Raw genomic sequence first — 20,145 nt, 5'->3', positions numbered from 1 at the left:
TGCGCTCGGAGACTGTGTATCTTGAGCGTTATTGCATGGAGAGTATATGAAATCCGCATTAAAGCAAAAGCTTAGTATGCTTTTAACCTTCTCGCTTGTCTTGGCTTTGGCAGGCTTCATTTCTCCTTTTATGGAGAGAGCATACGCGGCACAAAACAACGACATTCGTGTTTATGACGTTGTTGTAGAACGTTGGACCGGAGTGGGCGCTCCGCCAAAATGTGACGGTTTACCAATCGCATATTCTGGCGCACGTGCCTGTGTTAAATGGAAGTGGGATGCATCTGCTGCAAACCCACAGGTAGGCGATAGCTTCTACCTCCAGCTACCAGTAAACTTCACCCCGATTGACCCAGTGGGCTACGATATTTTGGTGACAGTGCCAAATACAACCGAAAAATACAATGTCGGTTCTTGTACTTTCACCCCAGGAACAAATAGTGCAGGCTCTAAAGTTACCTGTACCTTTAACGATGGTCTAACCCGCGCTAAAGAAGCAGGCAACGTTGATTTAACCGGAACTGGTTGGATCGTAATTAGTGCCTTCCGAGCAGGCGATCAAACCACTCACGATTTCGATCTAAACGGTAAAATCACCCCAATTCCTAACCCGGGCGACAAGCCAATTGATCCATATGTTCCTGGTCCAGGAAAATACAACCCATCATATCCCTACAAATACGCAGACTCAATATTCTCAAAGCATAAGGACATTCACTGGCATATCGGTTTCACCACCGAAGAACTGGCTGCAAAAGCTGGTGGCCAGATCCCGAACCCCTTAGTAATTACCGATACGCTTTCAGACGGACAGCGTTTCTCAGAAACCGAAGCCGTTGATATTCGCATCGTCAAATCACAAGCGGTTCCTCTTCCACCTCACAATATTCGCGTTGGAACTTCTAACCCGAATCGTAAAGCGCTCTCAAACACTGATGGTCACACCATCTTTGATGTGAAGCCAGTAATTACCAATAACGGTAAAACTATGACTATCACCATCACTCCACTAAACGGTGGAACCTGGGAGCCAACCACCCACTACCACATCAACTATGACACCGTACCTACAACTGCAGACGGAACTGTAGATCGCGGCATTATTTACAGTAACAACGCTACTATCACCGGTACTAACGTTAAGTTGAATAACCGCACTGTCTTTGTAGCCTCCGCCGGTGGTACCGCGCAGATGCTACCCGGTTACGGCACATTCTCAATCACTAAACTTGTAGACGGCCCAGCTGTTAATCAAGTTCCAGCTGATGCGAAAGTACGCGTAGCTGTTAAGTGGACACTTCCCGGTGGTAAACAACCAAACGAATTCAACGGATGGGTAGCCCCTACTGAAAATCCAGTAATCATGGAATTGCCAGTAGGTCAGGAAAAGGTTTACAACCCCACTGATCGTCCTTTCCCAGTTGGAACCGAAATTGAAATTAGCGAAATCGATTCCCCAGCGAATGGATCCATCACCTGGTCAAACCCACGTTTCAAAGTAGGAGATAGCACTGTAACTAATGTTAAAGCTAACTTCACCATTGGAGCCGGGCAGGTCACCCCAATCGAACTAACCAACGAAGCTATTTTGAAGAAGCCTTCAGTTTGCGTTGGCGACTACGTTTGGGAAGACATCAACAAAGATGGTTTACAAGACGGAACAGATAAACCTATTGCCGGTGCTAAATTGGACATTTTCGGACCTACCAACGAACCAGTTATCGACATTGACGGTAACAAAGTTGGACAGGCAATCACCGACAATAACGGTCTCTACAAGTTCTGCAACCTCCCGGTCTTAAAGGCTGGCGAAAAGTACACTGTGCAAGTAACTGAACTACCCCCAGCGTACGCCGGTCATATCCCGACCGTGGAAGGTGCTAATGGCGGAGCCGGAGAAAATGACTCCTCCACGGGAGAAGCCACCACTGTTAAACCATTGACTGCAGATGGCGATAAGGACTTGTCCTTAGACTTCGGATACGTCCGCACTGTTCCAGCAATCGACATTGAAAAATATGTTGGCGACTGGAAAGGTGTTGAATTCACCGCTGACGGTCCAAAGCTAACCAACGGTCAGCCAGCAGTGCTACCGGTTGGAGACCACGACACTCCAGCTGATGCTCTCATCTTGAAGGGCACCGAAAAGACAACCGTTAAATTCACCATTACTAACACCGGAACCTCGTACCTAACTAACCTGAAAGTTACCGATAAGACACTCTCAGGACCAGTTTTGACCGACTTCAAGTGTGTAATCAATGGCACACCGATTGCTGCTGTAGATGGAGTAGTTACTGCTCCCGGTGGATTTGAAATGAGACCAGGAGCAACCTTCGACTGTACTGCAACTCTTCCAGCTTTAGGCGAAGAACTTGAACATTCCAACAATGCACAAGTAGAAGCCACCCCAGTAGCTGGCGGAGAACCAGTTAAGGACGCCGACCCATTCCACGCTAAGCGCCCAGGAAAGGTACGCGTTGGTGACTACGTATTCGAAGATCTGAACGACAATGGCATCCAAGATCCAACCGACAAGCCGATTGCTGATGTAGAACTTACCATCAGCCGTACTGACGGTAAGCCAGTTATGAACGTAGCTGGTGAGGAAGTAAAAACTACCCACACTAATGCAGAGGGTAAGTACTACTTCTCAGATCTAGAGATCCTTCCAGCAGACGTGCACTACGTTGTAACGGTTACCCCACCAAAGGGTTTCGTAGCAGCTAAAGCAAATGTTGGCACCGATCGGGCAGTGGATTCCTCAACCGGCAAAGAGGTTGCAGTTGCACTAACTGTCGATAAAGCAGAAGATCTAACCCTAGACTTCGGCTTTAAGAAGGTAACTCCAGTTGTACCTCCTAAGCCAGAATTGCCACGTACCGGTGCGGAAATCATCTACTACGCTTTAGGAGCACTTCTCCTGGCAGCTGTAGGTGGTGGCCTGGTGTACTGGAACCGCCGGTCAAAGAACTAACCTAGTTCTCAAACCGTAGTAGTTAAATAAACTACAAACTTTGTGGGGTGAGCCTCTGGCTCACCCCACAAAGTCAATTACCACCAGAGAAAGCGAACTGCCGCGCCGCAAAACTAATATTTATCTCAGGAAGCTAATCTCCACCAGAGAAAGCGAACGGCCTCGTCACAAAGCCAATGCTCATCTCAGGTAACTAATACCCTCATGCGATGAGATCCTAACTTGCTGCGTAGGGGACCGTTTAGCCGACCGACAAGGTTACTTTTTAGCCGATCGGGAGGGCAGCGTCTTAGCTGGTCGGTGGGGCTTGTGAGCAGTCGCACGCGAAAAAAAGTTGGAATTCCCAAAACAACCCGTTAATCTAGAAGAAGCCAAAGACCGTCGGTACCTCTTAGAGGTGTAATCTCGGAAACGAAACCAACGTAGGTGTAACTTAAGAGAAACATATTATGTGACCCTTGTGTGCCTACGTATGCGAAAGGCAGCAGGGGATTTTTTATCCCCGGAATCGTAGAAGAGACGGAGCCAAGAAGTGGCACTGATGGATGATCACGGAAGGAGGGCCCATGGCAAGGCCTGACAAAGAAGCTGCAGTAGCAGAGCTAGTGGAACTGTTCCGTAGCTCTTCCGCTGTTGTGCTGACCGAATACCGTGGCCTAACTGTAGCGCAAACTTCACAGTTGCGTCGCTCCCTGGCCGGTAACGCTCAGTACACCGTGGCGAAAAACACGCTTTTAAAGATCGCTGCTAAGGAAGCCGGTTTAGACTTCCTAGCCGATTCCTTGAATGGCCCAACCGCAATCGCCTTCGTAAATGGAGAAGTCGTTGAAGCGGCAAAGGCACTGCGTGATTTCGCTAAGGAAAATCCTGCACTGGTTCTCAAAGCCGGTGCAATGGAGGGTGCTGCACTCTCCGCTGAAGATGTTAAGAAGCTCGCTGATCTGGAATCCCGCGAAGTACTGCTTGCCAAAGCAGCAGGCGTACTCAAAGCTGGACTATCCAAGGCAGCATTCCTCTTTGCTGCACCTGCCACCAAGGCAGTGCGCACCATCGACGCCCTGCGCGAAAAGCAGGAAAAGGCGGCCTGATTCGGCCTCCACAGATAAAACCCCACGGTTATATCTATCGAATGGCTGGTTAAAAAACACTGGCCGCCAACAAAATAAAATCTGCTCATAGCAGGACCTAATGGAAGGAAGTGCCAAAATGGCAAAGCTGACCGCTGAAGAATTGATCGACGCGTTCAAGGAACTGACCCTGGTAGAACTGTCCGACTTCATCAAGAAGTTCGAAGAAGAATTCGACGTAGAAGCTGCAGCACCAGTTGCAGTTGCAGCTGCAGCAGCAGCTCCAGCAGCTGAAGAAGCTGGCGAAGCACAGACCGAATTCGACGTAGTTCTCGAAGCTGCAGGCGACAAGAAGGTTGCAGTAATCAAGGCTGTTAAGGGCCTGACCGGTGACTCCCTGGGCGAAGCAAAGGCTAAGGTTGAAGGTGCACCATCTGTAATCCTAGCTGGCGTATCCAAGGAAGACGCTGAAAAGGCAAAGGGTGAACTCGAAGCTGCTGGCGGTACCGTAACCGTTAAGTAATTTCACTTTTACTAAAGTATTCCCCCGCTCAAACCGAGCGGGGGAATACTTTTACCCAAAACCACAAAACCCTGTAAATAAACACACTACCGCAGCTAACAAAACCGACACACAAATCCGGAACGCAACAAAACCGCCCTCGGGAAAGAAAAACCACCCTGCCACCAGCGGAAAATGAAGCACCTGAAAAGCAAAATAAAGAAATCACGTGAGTTCGCGCACGCCCAGCGAAAACACTCTGGAAAAAGCCCCCTAAACCGCGTAATATGAATAGTTGCACCAGTTTGTCCGATGTGACCCATAACCACACGCTATAAAGCGCTATGCGTACCCTGGAATGGATTCAGAGAGGGGCAACCGGTGCGGCGCGCCAACCCGTGAAACATAGGGAAGGATTTCCTTTGGTTGCAGTGAGCAAAAATGCCCAAGGGCATACTAAGCAACGTATTTCCTTCGCGAAACTCCGCGAACCAATGCAGGCTCCTAATCTTCTCAGCCTCCAGGTCGAAAGCTTTGAATGGCTCCTCGGCACTGAACAGTGGCGGAAACGAGTAGAGACTGCGAATGCATCCGGTGAAAACCTCCTTCCAACCACCTCAGGTTTGGAAGATATCTTCGCCGAAATATCCCCAATTGAAGACGCGGGACAAACCATGTCCCTCGCATTTAAAGAATTCTACTTTGAACCACCAAAGTTCTCAGTAGAAGAATGTCGTGAAAAAGACAAGACCTACGAAGCTCCGCTCTACGTACAAGCAGACTTCATGAACCACACCACCGGTGAAATCAAGGGACAAACCGTCTTCCTAGGCGACTTCCCTCTGATGACTGACCGGGGTACCTTCATCATCAACGGAACCGAACGTGTCGTAGTATCACAACTGGTACGTTCCCCGGGTGTATACTTCGAAGCTACATCTGACAAAACCTCAGACCGTACCATCTACTCAGCAAAGATCATCCCATCTCGGGGTGCTTGGCTGGAATTCGAAATCGATAAACGCGACTCCGTAGGCGTACGTATCGACCGTAAACGTAAGCAACCAGTAACTCACTTCCTCAAAGCACTGGGAATGAGTGAATCAGCTATACGTGAAGAATTCGCAGATTTCCCCGTCCTCCTAGAAACCCTAGAAAAGGACACCGCAAAAACTGAAGACGAAGCACTCACCGACATCTACCGGAAGATTCGTCCCGGCGAACAGGTATCTGCTGAAGCAGCCCGTAACCTGCTAGAAAACTTCTACTTCAACTCCAAACGCTACGATCTGGCTAAAGTAGGTCGCTACAAGCTCAACAAGAAGCTTGGTTTAGAAGCACCACTTACCGAATCAGCACTGCGAATTGAAGACATCGTCACCACCGTGAAATACCTCCTCAGCCTGCACAAACGCGGTTTAACCACCGGATTTGAACGTGAAGGCATGAAATTCCCAGGTGTACGCGGCGGAAAAGCAGTGGAACTGCCGCTTGAAACTGACGATATCGACCACTTCGGTAACCGTCGTATCCGCGCAGTAGGTGAACTAATCCAGGCACAGGTACGTACTGGTATGGCTCGTATGGAACGCACAATCCGCGAACGTATGACCACCCAGGACATCGAAGCCATCACCCCAACTTCGCTAATCAATATCCGTCCAGTTACGGCAGCGATTAAAGAATTCTTCGGAACCTCTCAGCTATCCCAGTTCATGGATCAAAATAACCCGCTAGCTGGACTGACTCACAAACGTCGTCTATCTGCACTGGGGCCAGGCGGTCTATCTCGTGACCGTGCCGGCATGGAAGTTCGAGACGTGCACCCATCCCACTACGGACGTATGTGCCCAATCGAAACTCCGGAAGGTCCAAACATTGGTCTGATCGGTTCCCTAGCAACCTTCGGGCGTATCAACCCCTTCGGCTTCGTGGAAACCCCATTCCGCGTAGTCCGTGACGGACGAGTCACCGACGAACTGCTGTACCTAACCGCAGACGAAGAAGACGGACAAGCCATCGCACAGGCCTCAGCAGAAGTAACTGCTGACGGACGCTTCGTTGAAGACCAAGTACTTTGCCGTATCTCCGGTGAAGACCCTGCACTGGTACCTGTGGAAGAAATTTCCCTCATGGACGTTTCTGCCCGCCAGATGGTTTCCGTTGCAACTGCAATGATTCCATTCCTAGAACACGACGATGCAAACCGTGCACTCATGGGCGCAAACATGCAACGTCAGGCAGTGCCATTGCTACGCACCGAAGCCCCACTGGTAGGTACCGGTATTGAACGTCGTGCCGCCACCGACGCAGGGGAAATGGTAATCGCCCGCAACAGCGGGGTTGTCACCGAAGTATCAGCTGACCTGGTAACCGTGGCCACCGATGAAGGCTCCTACGACTCTTACCGTTTAGAAAAGTTCCAGCGCTCCAACTCTGGTAACTGCACTAACCAACGCGTTGTTGTAGTTGAAGGTGAACGAGTTGAAGCCGGCGATCTAATCGCTGACGGTCCAGCAACCGACGGTGGGGAACTAGCTCTGGGTAAGAACCTCCTGGTTGCCTACATGTCCTGGGAAGGCTTGAACTACGAAGACGCAATTATTCTTTCCCGTCGCGTAGTTGAAGAAGACCTTCTCACTTCGATCCACATCGAAGAATATGAAGTTGCTTCCCGCGAAACTAAACTCGGCGATGAAGAAATCACGCGCGATCTGCCAAACGTAGCAGAAGATGCACTGGCTGACTTAGACGAACGCGGCATTATCCGCATCGGTGCTGAAGTTTCTTCCGGTGACATTTTGGTAGGTAAAGTAACCCCTAAGGGTGAAACTGAACTTACCGCAGAAGAACGCCTGCTGCGCGCCATCTTCGGTGAAAAAGCTCGTGAGGTTCGCGATACCTCACTGCGTGTTCCACACGGTGAATCCGGTATCGTAATCGGAATTCGCGAATCTAACTCAAGCGATGATGAACTACAGCCAGGAATCATCCGTAAAGTCCGCGTTTACGTTGCACAGCGTCGTAAAATCACCATCGGTGATAAGCTCGCTGGCCGCCACGGTAACAAGGGCGTTGTCTCTAAGGTGCTTCCAGTTGAAGATATGCCGTTCTTAGAAGACGGCACACCAGTAGACATCATCCTTAACCCACTGGGTGTTCCTGGTCGTATGAACGTAGGACAGGTATTGGAATACCACCTGGGCTGGATTGCAGCTATGGGTTGGGACGTACGCGAAGCAGTTAAGAATGGTGAAAACTGGGCGAAGTTCATTCCAGAAGAAGGACTTTCTGCCCCAGCACAAACTAACGTAGCTACCCCGGTATTCGATGGTGTGGAACAAGATACCCTGATGGGCTTGCTCCGCAACACGCTACCAAACCGCGACGGAATGCGTTTGATTAACGAGGACGGTAAAGCACGCCTATTTGACGGACGCTCCGGGGAACCATTCCCATACCCGATCGCAGTTGGCTACACCTACATGCTGAAACTGCACCACCTGGTTGATGATAAGATTCACGCTCGTTCAACCGGTCCATACTCCATGATCACCCAGCAGCCTCTGGGCGGTAAAGCCCAGTTCGGTGGACAGCGTTTCGGGGAAATGGAAGTTTGGGCACTGGAAGCCTACGGTGCCGCCTATGCATTGCAGGAACTCTTAACTGTTAAGTCCGACGACATGAAGGGCCGTGTCTCGGTAGTTAATTCCATCGTTAAGGGTGAAGATATCCCAGAAGCTGGGATCCCAGAATCCTTCCGCGTCCTCATGTACGAAATGCGTTCACTCTGTCTAGATGTGGAAGCATTGGATAAAGAAGGCAATGCAATTGATTTAACCACCTCCCGCGACGTGGGCCGCTCGGCAACTGAGGAACTGGGGATTACCCTGGATACTCGCCCAAATGCTGGCGCAACCTTAGACGATATCTAATAAGGAGCAACTACTGTGATTGATGCAAATGCGTTTGACAAGCTCCACATTGGACTGGCAACTGCCGACGATGTACGCGCCTGGAGCCACGGCGAAGTAAAAAAGCCGGAAACTATTAACTACCGTACCCTCAAGCCAGAAAAAGAAGGTCTGTTCTGTGAACGTATCTTCGGCCCCACCCGTGACTGGGAATGTGCTTGTGGCAAGTACAAGCGAGTTCGCTTTAAAGGGATCGTTTGTGAACGCTGTGGAGTGGAAATCTCTCGTGCTGACGTACGTCGTGAACGTATGGGACACATTGAACTAGCCACCCCAGTAACCCACATCTGGTACTTCAAGGGCGTTCCTTCACGTCTGGGATACCTCCTAGACCTGGCACCAAAAGACCTGGAAAAGGTTATCTACTTTGCTGCCTACATGATTACTTCCGTTGATGAAGAAGCTCGTCGAGAAGACCTGCAGACCCTCAGCAACGAGCTTGAAGTAGAACGCAAGCGGATGGAAGCTCGCCGCGATGCAGAAATTAACGCTTTGGCGGAAGCATTAGAAACCCGCCTAGCTGAAATGGAAGCAAAGGGCACGAAGCAGGAAACCCGCGACCGGGAACGACGCACGGCAGAACGCGATATTACTGCGGTACGTCGTAACTGGGAAATGCGTATCGAACGTTTAGAAAACGTGTGGGATAAGTTCCGCGAACTAAAAGTTGGTGACTTAGAAGGTGACGAACTAATCTTCCGCGAACTCCAATCCCGTTACGGTATCTACTTCAAGGGATCCATGGGTGCTGCCGCGATTCAAGAACGTCTGAAGAACTTCGACCTCGAAGCAGAAGCAGACGCGCTACGCGAAATTATCAACACCGGAACCGGGCAGCGTAAGACTCGCGCCTTAAAACGTCTGAAGGTAGTCAATGCCTTCCTCACTACCGATAACGTACCTGAAGCCATGGTACTGGATGCAATTCCGGTGATTCCACCAGATTTGCGCCCAATGGTACAGCTAGACGGCGGTCGCTTTGCGACTTCTGACTTGAATGACCTTTACCGTCGCGTTATCAACCGCAACAACCGTTTGAAGCGCCTGCTGGAGCTAAACGCTCCAGAAATCATTGTCAATAACGAAAAGCGGATGCTACAAGAATCTGTAGACGCACTCTTTGACAATGGGCGTCGTGGACGCGCAGTTGCCGGTCCAGGTAACCGCCCACTGAAGTCTATTTCTGACATGCTCAAGGGTAAGCAGGGTCGTTTCCGTCAAAACCTATTAGGTAAGCGTGTAGACTACTCTGGCCGTTCAGTGATTGTGGTTGGCCCGCAGCTGAAACTGCACCAGTGTGGTCTGCCTAAGCAGATGGCTCTGGAACTGTTCAAGCCTTTCGTGATGAAACGTCTGATCGAAAAGAAGTTCGCGCAAAATATCAAGGCTGCCCAGCGTAAGGTAGATCGTTCCCGCCCAGAGGTTTGGGACGTATTGGACGAAGTAATTCGCGAACACCCAGTTCTGCTTAACCGTGCACCAACCCTGCACCGTTTAGGTATTCAGGCATTCGAACCACAGCTGATTGAAGGTAAAGCTATTCAGCTACACCCACTGGTTTGTGGTGCGTTCAACGCAGACTTCGACGGTGACCAGATGGCAGTTCACCTCCCACTGGGAGCAGAAGCTCAGGCAGAAGCACGCATTTTGATGCTTTCTTCCAATAACATTCTGAAGCCATCTGACGGACGCCCAGTAACCATGCCATCTCAGGACATGATTATTGGTCTATTCCACCTGACCTCTAACCCCGATCCAAATGTGGAAGTTGCGAAGGATAATGAAGGAAACCCAGTTGTTCCTCGTTACACTTCCATGGCCGAAGCCATTATGGCTTTTGACCGCGGCTACCTGCATTTGAACGCGCGGGCACGGATTCGCCTGGAGGGGATTGTTCCTCCTGCCGACTGGGAAGCCCCAGAAGGTTGGGAACCGGGACAGCCGGTAGAGTTGGAAACCTCTCTAGGTCGGGCTATCTTCAACGAACAGCTTCCGGTGGAATACCCATACGTAGAAGCAGTGGTTGATAAGAAGAAGCTGGGTAAGATTGTTAATGATTTGGCTGAACTGTACCCGAAGGTGCTGGTCGCTGAATCACTAGACGCCCTTAAATCTGCCGGTTTCTACTGGTCTACCTGGTCGGGCATCACCATTGCTTTCCCAGATATTGTGAGCCCAGATTCTAAGCCAGAAATCTTAGCTAAGTACGAAGAAGAAGCCGCGAAGATTCAAGCCGACTTTGAAACCGGTTTGATCACCGCAGAAGAACGTTACAACGGTCTGGTAGAAACCTGGACTGCAGCTACTAAGGAAGTTGCTACCACCATGGAATCTGCCTTCCCCGAACGTAACACCCTCTACCGGATGGTTTCTTCCGGAGCACGTGGTAACTGGGATCAGATCCGTCAGGTTGCCGGTATGCGTGGTCTGGTGTCTGACCCGAAGCAGAAGCTGATCGAACGTCCAATTAAGTCAAACTACCGTGAAGGTCTTTCCGTTTTGGAATACTTCATCGCAACTCACGGTGCGCGTAAAGGCTTGGCCGATACCGCGTTGCGTACCGCTGACTCCGGTTACTTGACTCGTCGTCTAGTGGACGTCTCTCAGGACGTAATCGTTCACGAAGCTGACTGTGGTACTCGCCGTGGCCTGCTTATGCAAATCGCTGAACTGGATTCAAACGGTAAAGCCGTTCAGTTAGACACGGTTGAAACCACCGCCTACGCCCGTACCTTGGCAGCAGATGCTAAGAACGCTGCGGGTGAGGTAGTTGCGAAAGCCGGAGCAGATGTGGGTGACGTTCTCATTCGCGAGCTGGTAGACGCAGGAATCACCGAGATTAAGGTACGTTCTGTACTATCTTGTGAATCTGCTGTGGGTACCTGTGCTGCTTGTTACGGTCGCTCTTTGGCAACTGGTAAACGAGTAGACATCGGTGAAGCTGTAGGTATTATTGCCGCTCAGTCCATTGGTGAACCTGGTACGCAGCTAACCATGCGTACCTTCCACACCGGTGGTGCAGCTTCCGCAGCTGACATTACCCAGGGTCTGCCTCGTGTGCAGGAACTTTTCGAAGCCCGTACTCCAAAGGGTGAGGCTTTGATGGCTGAAGCAGCTGGACGCGTTAAGATCGATGACACCGATCCTACTAACCGGAAGATCGTTATCGTTCGTGATGACGCTGAAGCTGATTTGGTGCTGGAAGTTTCCCGCCGTCAAGAACTGCTAGTTGCCGACGGTGAACACGTTGCGGTGGGTACTGCTCTGACTGCCGGTCGTATCGATCCTAAGAAGATGCTCCGTATCCGCAACAAGTCAGAAACTCAACGCCAGCTGGTGAACGAAGTGCAGGAAGTGTACCGTTCCCAGGGTGTAGACATTCACTCTAAGCATATTGAAGTGATTGTGCGCCAAATGCTCCGTCGAGTAACTGTACTGGATGATCCGGGCGACACTAACTTGCTCCCCGGTCAGTTAGTTGACGAGATTGAGTTCAAGCGCGTCAACCGAGCTACTGTAGCTGAAGGTGGCCGCCCAGCGGCAGGCCGTCCTGAGCTAATGGGTATTACTAAGGCGTCCTTGGCAACCGATTCATGGTTGGCTGCGGCTTCCTTCCAAGAAACCACCAAGATCTTGACTGAAGCTGCGCTTAGCGGCAAGTCTGATCCGCTGATTGGTCTGAAGGAAAACGTTATCCTTGGTAAGCTCATTCCAGCTGGTACCGGTTTGGCTCGTTACAACGATATTCGGGTTGAACCAACTGCTGAGGCTATGGCGGCTTCAAACTACTCTGAAGCAGATTTTGTTTCCGGAGAAGTTGATGAAGATTTCCTTGCCTCTTTAGAGAGCATTGATTTTAGCTCCGCATTCTTTAATGGCGAATTCTAACGCTTAAAAAGAACTGAAATCCGGCGCATTCACCCCTTGAGGTGGGTGCGCCGGATTAGGTTTATCGGCATTTAGGTGGGAAAGTGCGGGCAGCGGTGCGGGGCAGTTACTATTTCGTCCGAGGACGCCCTCGGGAAGTAAACTCAGGGAAGTGGAGTAAGCCACCTGAATCTAAAACTGGGGGGAACTGAACTGGCTGAGCTTTTGCCAACAAAAGTGTGGCTTAGCTAACCGGCTCGGGGAGTGACCTGGTATTGTTATGCAGCCTAAAACTCTGTAAACTTGATTGCGGTACCCGCGTCGCCGGGTATCTCGAGACTCTTGTAGAACCTCGATCGGGCTCCTTGATGTAACCGTCGGAGCTCCGGGCGTTATTCTCCGAATCGCACTTGCTTGCGAATCGTCATGGCGCACCGGCCCCTGACGGACACCAGTATGTCCGAATGGGGGAGGGTACGAACCTAGTACCTCTCAAACCGGCGTCGCGAAGACTGAAGATAAAAGATCGAAAGTATGGAGAGATAGTGCCTACTATTCAGCAGTTGGTGCGTAAAGGACGTAGCACCAAGCGCGCGAAGGCAGCCACCCCAGCGTTGAAGGGAAGCCCTCAGCGTCGCGGTGTTTGCACCCGTGTGTACACCACCACCCCTAAGAAGCCAAACTCCGCACTGCGTAAGGTTGCTCGTGTGCGCCTTTCATCCGGTGTTGAAGTAACCGCTTACATCCCAGGCGAAGGCCACAACCTGCAAGAACACTCCATCGTGCTAGTGCGCGGTGGTCGTGTAAAGGACTTGCCAGGTGTGCGTTACCGCATTATCCGTGGCGCACTCGACACCCAGGGTGTTCGTAACCGCCAGCAGGGACGTTCCCACTACGGTGCTAAGAAGGAGAAGAAGTAATGCCACGTAAAGGCCCAGCTCCCAAGCGCCCACTGGTAGATGATCCAGTATACGGCTCCAAGGTAGTTTCTCAGCTAGTTAACCGCGTCCTACTCGACGGTAAAAAGTCCGTTGCAGAACGCATTGTTTACGGTGCGCTCGAAGGCGTTGCTAAGAAAACTGAACAGGATCCAGTAACCGTGCTAAAGCGCGCTCTGGACAACATCCGCCCAACCCTGGAAGTTCGCTCCCGCCGTGTGGGTGGCGCAACCTACCAGGTTCCAGTTGAAGTTCGCCCAGCTCGCGCCACCACTTTGGCACTGCGCTGGCTCGTTGACTACTCCCGTCAGCGTCGCGAACACACCATGACCGAACGTCTCATGAACGAAATCATTGACGCATCCAATGGCTTGGGTGCAGCATGTAAGCGTCGTGAAGATATGCACAAGATGGCGGAATCCAACAAGGCTTTCGCTCACTACCGCTGGTAATCACCGCGGTCCTAAGCAAACCTAAGAGCGAAGGAAAAGAACGTGGCACTCGAAGTGCTTACCGACCTAAAGAAGGTCCGCAACATCGGCATCATGGCACACATCGATGCTGGTAAGACCACTGTGTCAGAACGTATTTTGTTCTACACCGGTATTAACTACAAACTGGGCGAAACCCACGATGGTGCTGGCACCATGGACTGGATGGAACAGGAAAAGGAACGCGGTATCACCATTACCTCCGCAGCAACCACCTGTTACTGGGACAACAACCAGATCAACATCATCGACACCCCTGGACACGTTGACTTTACCGTTGAAGTTGAACGCTCTCTGCGCGTGCTTGACGGTGCTGTTGCAGTGTTCGACGGTAAAGAAGGTGTAGAACCACAGTCCGAAACCGTATGGCGTCAGGCAGACAAGTACAACGTGCCTCGTATTTGTTTCATCAACAAGATGGACAAACTGGGCGCTGACTTCGAATTCTCTGTAAAGACCATTCGTGAACGCCTCCACGCAACTCCAGTTGTGATGGCTATGCCAATCGGCGCTGAAGTTGATTTCAAGGGCGTAGTAGACGTGCTCAACCAGCGTGCTATCTACTTCCCAGAAACCGATGAAAAGGGCAACCCAACTAACGGTGCAGTTTTGGAATACGCTGAAATCCCAGCTGACCTCCAGGACCAGGCAGAAGCCTACCGTGAAGAACTGGTTGAAGCTGCCGCTGAAGCAACTGACGAACTGATGGACGCATACTTGGAAAATGGTGAACTCACCATTGAACAGATCCAAGAAGGTATCCGCAAGCGCACCATTGCTTCTGAAATCTACCCGGTATTCTGTGGCTCTGCTTTCAAGAACAAGGGTGTACAGCCAATGCTGGATGGCGTAATCGCTTACCTGCCATCCCCACTGGACGTACCTGCAGTTGAAGGCCACCTGCCCAACAACGAAGAAGAAGTGGTTACCCGTGCAATCTCTGAAGACGCTCCATTTGCAGCGCTTGCTTTCAAGATTGCGGTACACCCATTCTTCGGTAAACTTACCTACATTCGCGTTTACTCCGGTTCCGTTGATTCCGGTACTCAGGTGATTAACTCCACCAAGGGTAAGAAAGAACGTATCGGTAAGATGTTCCAGATGCACTCCAACAAGGAAAACCCAGTTGAAGTTGCACACGCAGGTCACATCTACGCATTCATTGGTCTAAAGGACGTAACCACCGGTGATACCCTGTGTGCTCCAGAAGCACCAGTTATCTTGGAATCTATGACCTTCCCAGATCCAGTTATCCACGTGGCTATTGAACCAAAATCCAAGGCCGACCAGGAAAAACTATCCACCGCTATTCAGAAGCTTGCCGAAGAAGATCCAACCTTCTCTGTGAAGCTAGATGACGAAACCGGTCAGACTGTTATCGGTGGTATGGGTGAACTTCACCTGGACGTGCTAGTTGACCGTATGCGTCGTGAATTCAAGGTGGAAGCAAACGTTGGTAAACCACAGGTTGCTTACCGCGAAACCATCCGCAAGACTGTGGAAAAGGTTGAATACACCCACAAGAAGCAGACCGGTGGTTCCGGTCAGTTCGCGAAGGTTCTGTGTAAGTTTGAGCCTCTTGAAGTAGAAGGCGAAAACACCTACGAATTCGCAAATGAAGTTACCGGTGGCCGCGTTCCACGCGAATACATTCCATCTGTAGACCTGGGTATCCAGGATGCAATGCAAAATGGCGTGTTAGCAGGCTACCCAATGGTTGGCATCAAGGCAACGCTGATGGATGGCGCTTACCACGATGTTGACTCCTCTGAAATGGCGTTCAAGATTGCCGGTGCAATGGTATTCCGTGAAGGTGCTAAGAAGGCTAACCCAGTTCTTCTTGAACCAATCATGGCCGTTGAAGTACGTACCCCAGAAGAATACATGGGTGACGTAATCGGTGACCTGAACTCTCGTCGTGGCATGATCCAGTCCATGGATGATGCACATGGCATTAAGGTTGTCCGTGCGCAGGTTCCACTTTCCGAAATGTTCGGTTATGTGGGTGACTTGCGTTCCAAGACCCAGGGTCGCGCTGTTTACTCAATGCAGTTCGACAGCTACGCCGAAGTTCCTCGCGCAGTTGCTGACGAGGTAATCGGCAAGGCTACGGGCGCCTGATCCCGTTTTCTGCGCGGGAGTCAGGTGGCTTCCAAACAGAGTTTTTCGATATTTCCGAGGGCGGTAAGTTGCCCTTTAATATAGAGTTAGCCTCTTAATTGAGGGATTTTACAAACCGCCCTCGGGAATATTATTCGCGTTAAAACGCACACACTAAGAGAAAACCCTGTAGCGTGGTATTCACTCTGGTGCTAATCTATTAGTAGCCAAAGGCTGAATATCATCTACCCAAGTCCAGGAGGACCAAGTGGCTAAGGCCAAGTTCGAACGTACTAAACCACACGTAAACATCGGTACCATCGGTCACGTTGACCACGGTAAAACCACTCTGACTGCAGCAATCACCAAGGTTCTGCACGACGTTTACCCAGAACTGAACGAATACACCCCATTCGATCAGGTAGACAACGCACCAGAAGAACGTGAACGTGGTATTACCATTAACGTTTCCCACGTTGAATACCAGACTGAAGAACGTCACTACGCACACATCGACGCTCCAGGCCACGCTGACTACGTTAAGAACATGATCACCGGTGCTGCACAGATGGACGGCGCAATTTTGGTTGTTGCTGCTACTGACGGCCCAATGGCTCAGACTCGCGAACACGTTCTGTTGGCACGCCAGGTTGGCGTTCCAAAGATCTTGGTTGCACTTAACAAGTCCGATGTTGTTGACGACGAAGACATGCTGGAACTAGTTGAAGAAGAAATCCGCGAACTGCTGGTTTCCCAGAACTTCGACGAAGATGCTCCAATCATCCGCGTATCCGCTCTGAAGGCGCTTGAAGGCGACGCAGAATGGGGCGCAAAGATCAAGGAACTGATGGACACCGTTGATTCCTACATTCCTACCCCAGAACGCGACTTGGACAAGCCATTCTTGATGCCAATCGAAGACGTGTTCACCATCACCGGTCGTGGCACCGTTGTTACCGGTCGTGCAGAACGCGGTACCTTGAACATCAACTCCGAAGTTGAAATCCTCGGTATTCGTGAACCACAGAAGACCACCGTTACCGGTATCGAAATGTTCCACAAGCAGATGGACTACGCACAGGCAGGCGAAAACTGTGGTCTGTTGCTGCGTGGCACCAAGCGTGACGAAGTTGAACGTGGCCAGGTTGTAGCTGTTCCAGGCTCCATCACCCCACACACCGACTTCAAGGGCCAGGTTTACATCCTGAAGAAGGAAGAAGGCGGCCGTCACAAGCCATTCTTCTCCAACTACCGCCCACAGTTCTACTTCCGTACCACCGACGTTACCGGCATCATCGAACTGCCAGAAGGCCGCGAAATGGTTATGCCTGGTGACACCACCGAAATCACCGTTCAGCTGATTCAGCCGATCGCTATGGAAGCAGGCCTCGGCTTCGCTATCCGTGAAGGTGGACGTACCGTTGGTTCCGGTCGTGTAACCGAAATCATCAAGTAAGCTAACTTCTAAGTTATCTACTTAAAAGTTGTTCCCCCAAGGTTTTCTTGGGGGAACAACTTTATGTAAATGGGTAATAACTAATTTAGTTGCCTTATAAGGAAGATTCTAAAACTATCCTAGGTCACAGAGGTATCTCATCTGGATAAGTCTTAGAGTTGCGGCTGAAGAATTAACAACAGACATTCCAAATCACAATCGCGGTGAGAAGCATCATTACGAAAGCTGAAAAAATCGTGAATACTTCCATCCGTTTGAAGCGTTCATCTTGCCAAGCAATTAGATACCCTAAAAAGTAAAGAATCGCTCCGGTGATGAAGCCTGTGGTAAGTGTTAGCCTCAGCGTTGAGTCTAGGTACGAAGAAACCAGCCCCGCTGCCACCGCGCCCAAGATTGGGAACAATAGCCAAAAAACAAAATATTTTTTCATTTTTACACTCCTTTCAAAAACTAAAGGGGTGGTATTTCTATCTTACCTGTAAAGTGCATCACAGATGCAGGTATGGAGTATTAGAAATTTTCCTCTTCGGCGGATTGGCTTGGGGAGTCAATGGGGGAACGCGAGCTGATTCACAGCGGAGATTTCCTTAACCCACTTGGAAAATCTCTTCATTCATGGCAAACTAGAGTAGTTGTCTTGGTGGGAGTATTGCTACCAAGCAGAAATGATCATCCAGAGGTTGGGTGTATCAAAAGGGGCAATCTGCTCCAAGTTGTTCAAATAGATCGGATATTTCACGAGGGAATAGTCTGCATTTTGGTAATGCTTAGTGCGACACGCCCGAGTGCGGGTGTCCGGTCAAGTTAAGAGAGGTAAGACGGTATGGCGGGACAGAAGATCCGCATCCGGCTGAAGTCCTATGACCACGAGGTCATCGACAGCTCGGCGCGTATGATCGTCGAGACTGTACAGCGTGCAGGCGCAACTGTAGTAGGCCCAGTGCCACTACCAACGGAAAAGAACGTTTTCGTTGTTATTCGTTCGCCACACAAGTACAAGGACAGCCGCGAACATTTCGAGATGCGCACACACAAGCGTCTCATTGACATTATCGATCCGACTCCGAAGGCAGTTGATGCTTTGCGTCGCCTAGACCTTCCAGCGGATGTAAAAATCGATATCAAACTCTGAGGAAACCTGTAAAAATGACTAAAGACACCAAGCATGCGGTTGCGCCAGTTAAGGCGCTTCTCGGTCGCAAGCTCGGCATGACCCAGGTATGGGACAAAGACGGTCGCGTCGTCCCAGTAACGGTTGTGCAGGTGGGCACCAACGTCGTAACGCAGGTGCGCACCGAAGAAGCAGACGGCTACACTGCCGCACAGATCGGTTTTGGCGAGGTAGATGCTCGCCGTATTACCAAGCCATTGGCTGGACACTTTGAAAAGGCAGGCGTTGCGCCACGCCGTCACCTCGTTGAAGTTCGCACTTCCGAAGTAGACGCTTTCGAACTCGGGCAGGAACTACTTGCCTCCGTATTTGAAGCTGGCGATAAGGTCGACGTATCTGGAAACACTAAGGGTAAAGGCTTTGCTGGCGTTATGAAGCGTCACGGCTTTGGCGGTGCTCCAGCATCTCACGGTGCACACCGCAACCACCGTAAGCCAGGCTCCATCGGTGCTTGTGCAACCCCAGGACGCGTATTTAAGGGCGTTCGCATGGCAGGTCGCATGGGCAACGTAAAGCGTACCGTACAGAACCTGAACATTTTCGCAGTTGATGCAGAAAAGGGTCTACTTCTGATTCACGGCGCTATTCCTGGTCCAAAGAACGCAGTTGTACTGGTTCGTAACTCCGTGAAAGGTGCGTGATTATGTCCGCGAATGTAAAAATCACCGGAGTTAACGGCAAAGCTGCTGGCACTGTTGAACTGCCTGCAGAATACTTTGACGCTGAAACCAACGTATCTCTAATCCACCAGGTTGTAGTAGCTCAGCTTGCAGCTGCACGCCAAGGTACCCACGCTACGAAGACTCGTGCAATGGTTTCCGGTGGTGGACGTAAGCCTTACCGCCAAAAGGGTACCGGTCGGGCACGTCAAGGTTCCATCCGTGCACCACAGTTCGCTGGTGGTGGCGTAGTACATGGCCCACAGCCACGTGACTACAGCCAGCGCACTCCTAAGAAGATGAAGGCTGGCGCCCTCTACGGCGCACTGTCTGATCGTGCACGCAACGAACGTATCCACGTCGTATCCGCTCTGGTCGAAGGCGATAAGCCATCCACCAAGGCTGCACGTAAACTGATTGAAGGCATTTGCGCTCTGCGCAACGCGCTGATCGTGGTTAACCGCGATGAAGAAACCGCAGTACTATCCGTACGTAACCTACCTCAGGTACACGTACTATTCGTTGACCAGCTCAACACCTACGATGTAATGCGCTCTGAAAATGTGGTCTTCACCAAGGCAGCACTGGAAACCTTCCTGTCAGCTAAGGAGGACAACAAGTGAGTCTCGAAAAGGCAAAGAACCCACGCGACATCATCCTCGCACCGGTTATTACCGAAAAGTCTTCCGGACTGATGGACATGGGGAAGTACACCTTCCTGGTAGATCCACGCTCCAACAAGACTGAAATCCGCCTCGCAATTGAAGCAATCTTTGGAGTAAAGGTTTCTCACGTAGCGACGCAGAATCGACAGGGCAAGCGTTACCGCACTCGGAACGGAATTGGTCAGCGTAAGTCGACCAAGCGCGCCATTGTCACCGTAAGCGAAGGCACCATCGACATCTTCGGCGATCTTGCCTGAGAACCGGAGAATAGAGGAAAA

The 20,145-nt window shown here is 50.8% G+C and carries 15 protein-coding genes; 13 read left to right on the top strand and 2 right to left on the bottom strand.

Annotated features, from left to right (window positions below; genetic code table 11):
* Window positions 1–46: 46 nt before the first annotated feature.
* The 5 genes from NXS08_RS03910 (at window position 47) to NXS08_RS03890 (ending at window position 12,408) form a co-directional block, all read left to right on the top strand.
* Window positions 47–2,977, top strand: a complete 2,931-nt coding sequence (locus tag NXS08_RS03910; RefSeq protein WP_259137528.1) for an SdrD B-like domain-containing protein — start codon at window positions 47–49, stop codon at window positions 2,975–2,977.
* A gap of 566 nt (window positions 2,978–3,543) precedes the next feature.
* Complete coding sequence (rplJ, locus tag NXS08_RS03905) at window positions 3,544–4,065, top strand: 50S ribosomal protein L10 (protein WP_259137526.1); 522 nt, start codon at window positions 3,544–3,546, stop codon at window positions 4,063–4,065.
* Between the two features lie 118 nt (window positions 4,066–4,183).
* Window positions 4,184–4,567 (top strand): 50S ribosomal protein L7/L12, encoded by a 384-nt coding sequence (gene rplL / locus NXS08_RS03900; RefSeq protein WP_259137523.1) that lies wholly within the window; start codon window positions 4,184–4,186, stop codon window positions 4,565–4,567.
* A 473-nt stretch (window positions 4,568–5,040) separates the two neighbouring features.
* The gene (gene rpoB / locus NXS08_RS03895) at window positions 5,041–8,481 is read left to right on the top strand and encodes a DNA-directed RNA polymerase subunit beta (protein WP_396232250.1); all 3,441 of its coding nucleotides are present in this window, start codon (window positions 5,041–5,043) and stop codon (window positions 8,479–8,481) included.
* Window positions 8,482–8,496: 15 nt separating this feature from the next.
* The gene (locus NXS08_RS03890; RefSeq protein ID WP_259137519.1) at window positions 8,497–12,408 is read left to right on the top strand and encodes a DNA-directed RNA polymerase subunit beta'; all 3,912 of its coding nucleotides are present in this window, start codon (window positions 8,497–8,499) and stop codon (window positions 12,406–12,408) included.
* 3 nt (window positions 12,409–12,411) lie between these two features.
* On the opposite strand, the gene NXS08_RS03885 is transcribed toward NXS08_RS03890, so the two are convergent.
* Window positions 12,412–12,573, bottom strand: a complete 162-nt coding sequence (locus tag NXS08_RS03885) for a hypothetical protein (protein WP_259137516.1) — start codon at window positions 12,571–12,573, stop codon at window positions 12,412–12,414.
* Window positions 12,574–12,932: 359 nt separating this feature from the next.
* Between NXS08_RS03885 and rpsL the strand changes: the two genes are divergently transcribed.
* From rpsL to tuf, 4 genes are all read left to right on the top strand, one after another.
* A complete protein-coding gene (gene rpsL, locus NXS08_RS03880) occupies window positions 12,933–13,307 on the top strand; it encodes a 30S ribosomal protein S12 (RefSeq protein WP_259137513.1) in 375 nt (124 codons plus the stop codon).
* Window positions 13,307–13,777: a 30S ribosomal protein S7 gene (rpsG, locus tag NXS08_RS03875; RefSeq protein WP_259137510.1), complete on the top strand. Its 471-nt coding sequence runs from the start codon at window positions 13,307–13,309 to the stop codon at window positions 13,775–13,777. Before rpsL ends, rpsG begins: the two co-directional genes overlap by 1 nt.
* Window positions 13,778–13,819: 42 nt before the next feature.
* A complete protein-coding gene (gene fusA / locus NXS08_RS03870; RefSeq protein WP_259137507.1) occupies window positions 13,820–15,937 on the top strand; it encodes an elongation factor G in 2,118 nt (705 codons plus the stop codon).
* Window positions 15,938–16,184: 247 nt separating this feature from the next.
* Window positions 16,185–17,372 carry an elongation factor Tu gene (tuf, locus tag NXS08_RS03865; RefSeq protein WP_259137505.1) on the top strand — a complete coding sequence of 396 codons (1,188 nt, stop codon included), beginning with the start codon at window positions 16,185–16,187 and terminating at the stop codon, window positions 17,370–17,372.
* Between the two features lie 172 nt (window positions 17,373–17,544).
* Here tuf and NXS08_RS03860 read toward each other — a convergent pair whose 3' ends face one another.
* Window positions 17,545–17,802, bottom strand: a complete 258-nt coding sequence (locus NXS08_RS03860; protein ID WP_259137503.1) for a hypothetical protein — start codon at window positions 17,800–17,802, stop codon at window positions 17,545–17,547.
* A gap of 393 nt (window positions 17,803–18,195) precedes the next feature.
* On the opposite strand from NXS08_RS03860, the gene rpsJ reads away from it, so the two are divergent.
* From rpsJ to rplW, 4 genes are read left to right on the top strand one after another with little or no spacing between them, the layout of a single operon-like run.
* A complete protein-coding gene (gene rpsJ / locus NXS08_RS03855; protein WP_259137501.1) occupies window positions 18,196–18,504 on the top strand; it encodes a 30S ribosomal protein S10 in 309 nt (102 codons plus the stop codon).
* A gap of 14 nt (window positions 18,505–18,518) precedes the next feature.
* Entirely contained in the window at window positions 18,519–19,184 is a 666-nt protein-coding gene (gene rplC / locus NXS08_RS03850) for a 50S ribosomal protein L3 (RefSeq protein WP_259137499.1), read from the top strand.
* A gap of 2 nt (window positions 19,185–19,186) precedes the next feature.
* Window positions 19,187–19,825 carry a 50S ribosomal protein L4 gene (gene rplD, locus NXS08_RS03845; protein WP_259137497.1) on the top strand — a complete coding sequence of 213 codons (639 nt, stop codon included), beginning with the start codon at window positions 19,187–19,189 and terminating at the stop codon, window positions 19,823–19,825.
* Window positions 19,822–20,124: a 50S ribosomal protein L23 gene (gene rplW, locus NXS08_RS03840; protein ID WP_259137495.1), complete on the top strand. Its 303-nt coding sequence runs from the start codon at window positions 19,822–19,824 to the stop codon at window positions 20,122–20,124. The genes rplD and rplW overlap by 4 nt, the downstream gene beginning before the upstream one ends.
* Window positions 20,125–20,145 lie beyond the last annotated feature (21 nt).

Origin of the sequence: Gleimia sp. 6138-11-ORH1, assembly GCF_024814355.1 — a bacterium.
Lineage (GTDB): Bacteria > Actinomycetota > Actinomycetes > Actinomycetales > Actinomycetaceae > Gleimia.
The sequence above is the reverse complement of the archived record's forward strand: the minus strand, read 5'-3'. Positions and strand labels throughout refer to the sequence as shown.

Bases quoted from the DNA above. Each gene is read 5' to 3' on its own strand.
- NXS08_RS03910 (WP_259137528.1), top strand. From the start codon at position 47: ATGAAATCCGCATTAAAGCAAAAGCTTAGTATGCTTTTAACCTTCTCG.
- rplJ (WP_259137526.1), top strand. From the start codon at position 3,544: ATGGCAAGGCCTGACAAAGAAGCTGCAGTAGCAGAGCTAGTGGAACTG.
- rplL (WP_259137523.1), top strand. From the start codon at position 4,184: ATGGCAAAGCTGACCGCTGAAGAATTGATCGACGCGTTCAAGGAACTG.
- rpoB (WP_396232250.1), top strand. From the start codon at position 5,041: ATGCAGGCTCCTAATCTTCTCAGCCTCCAGGTCGAAAGCTTTGAATGG.
- rpsG (WP_259137510.1), top strand. From the start codon at position 13,307: ATGCCACGTAAAGGCCCAGCTCCCAAGCGCCCACTGGTAGATGATCCA.
- NXS08_RS03860 (WP_259137503.1), bottom strand. From the start codon at position 17,802: ATGAAAAAATATTTTGTTTTTTGGCTATTGTTCCCAATCTTGGGCGCG.
- rpsJ (WP_259137501.1), top strand. From the start codon at position 18,196: ATGGCGGGACAGAAGATCCGCATCCGGCTGAAGTCCTATGACCACGAG.
- rplC (WP_259137499.1), top strand. From the start codon at position 18,519: ATGACTAAAGACACCAAGCATGCGGTTGCGCCAGTTAAGGCGCTTCTC.
- rplD (WP_259137497.1), top strand. From the start codon at position 19,187: ATGTCCGCGAATGTAAAAATCACCGGAGTTAACGGCAAAGCTGCTGGC.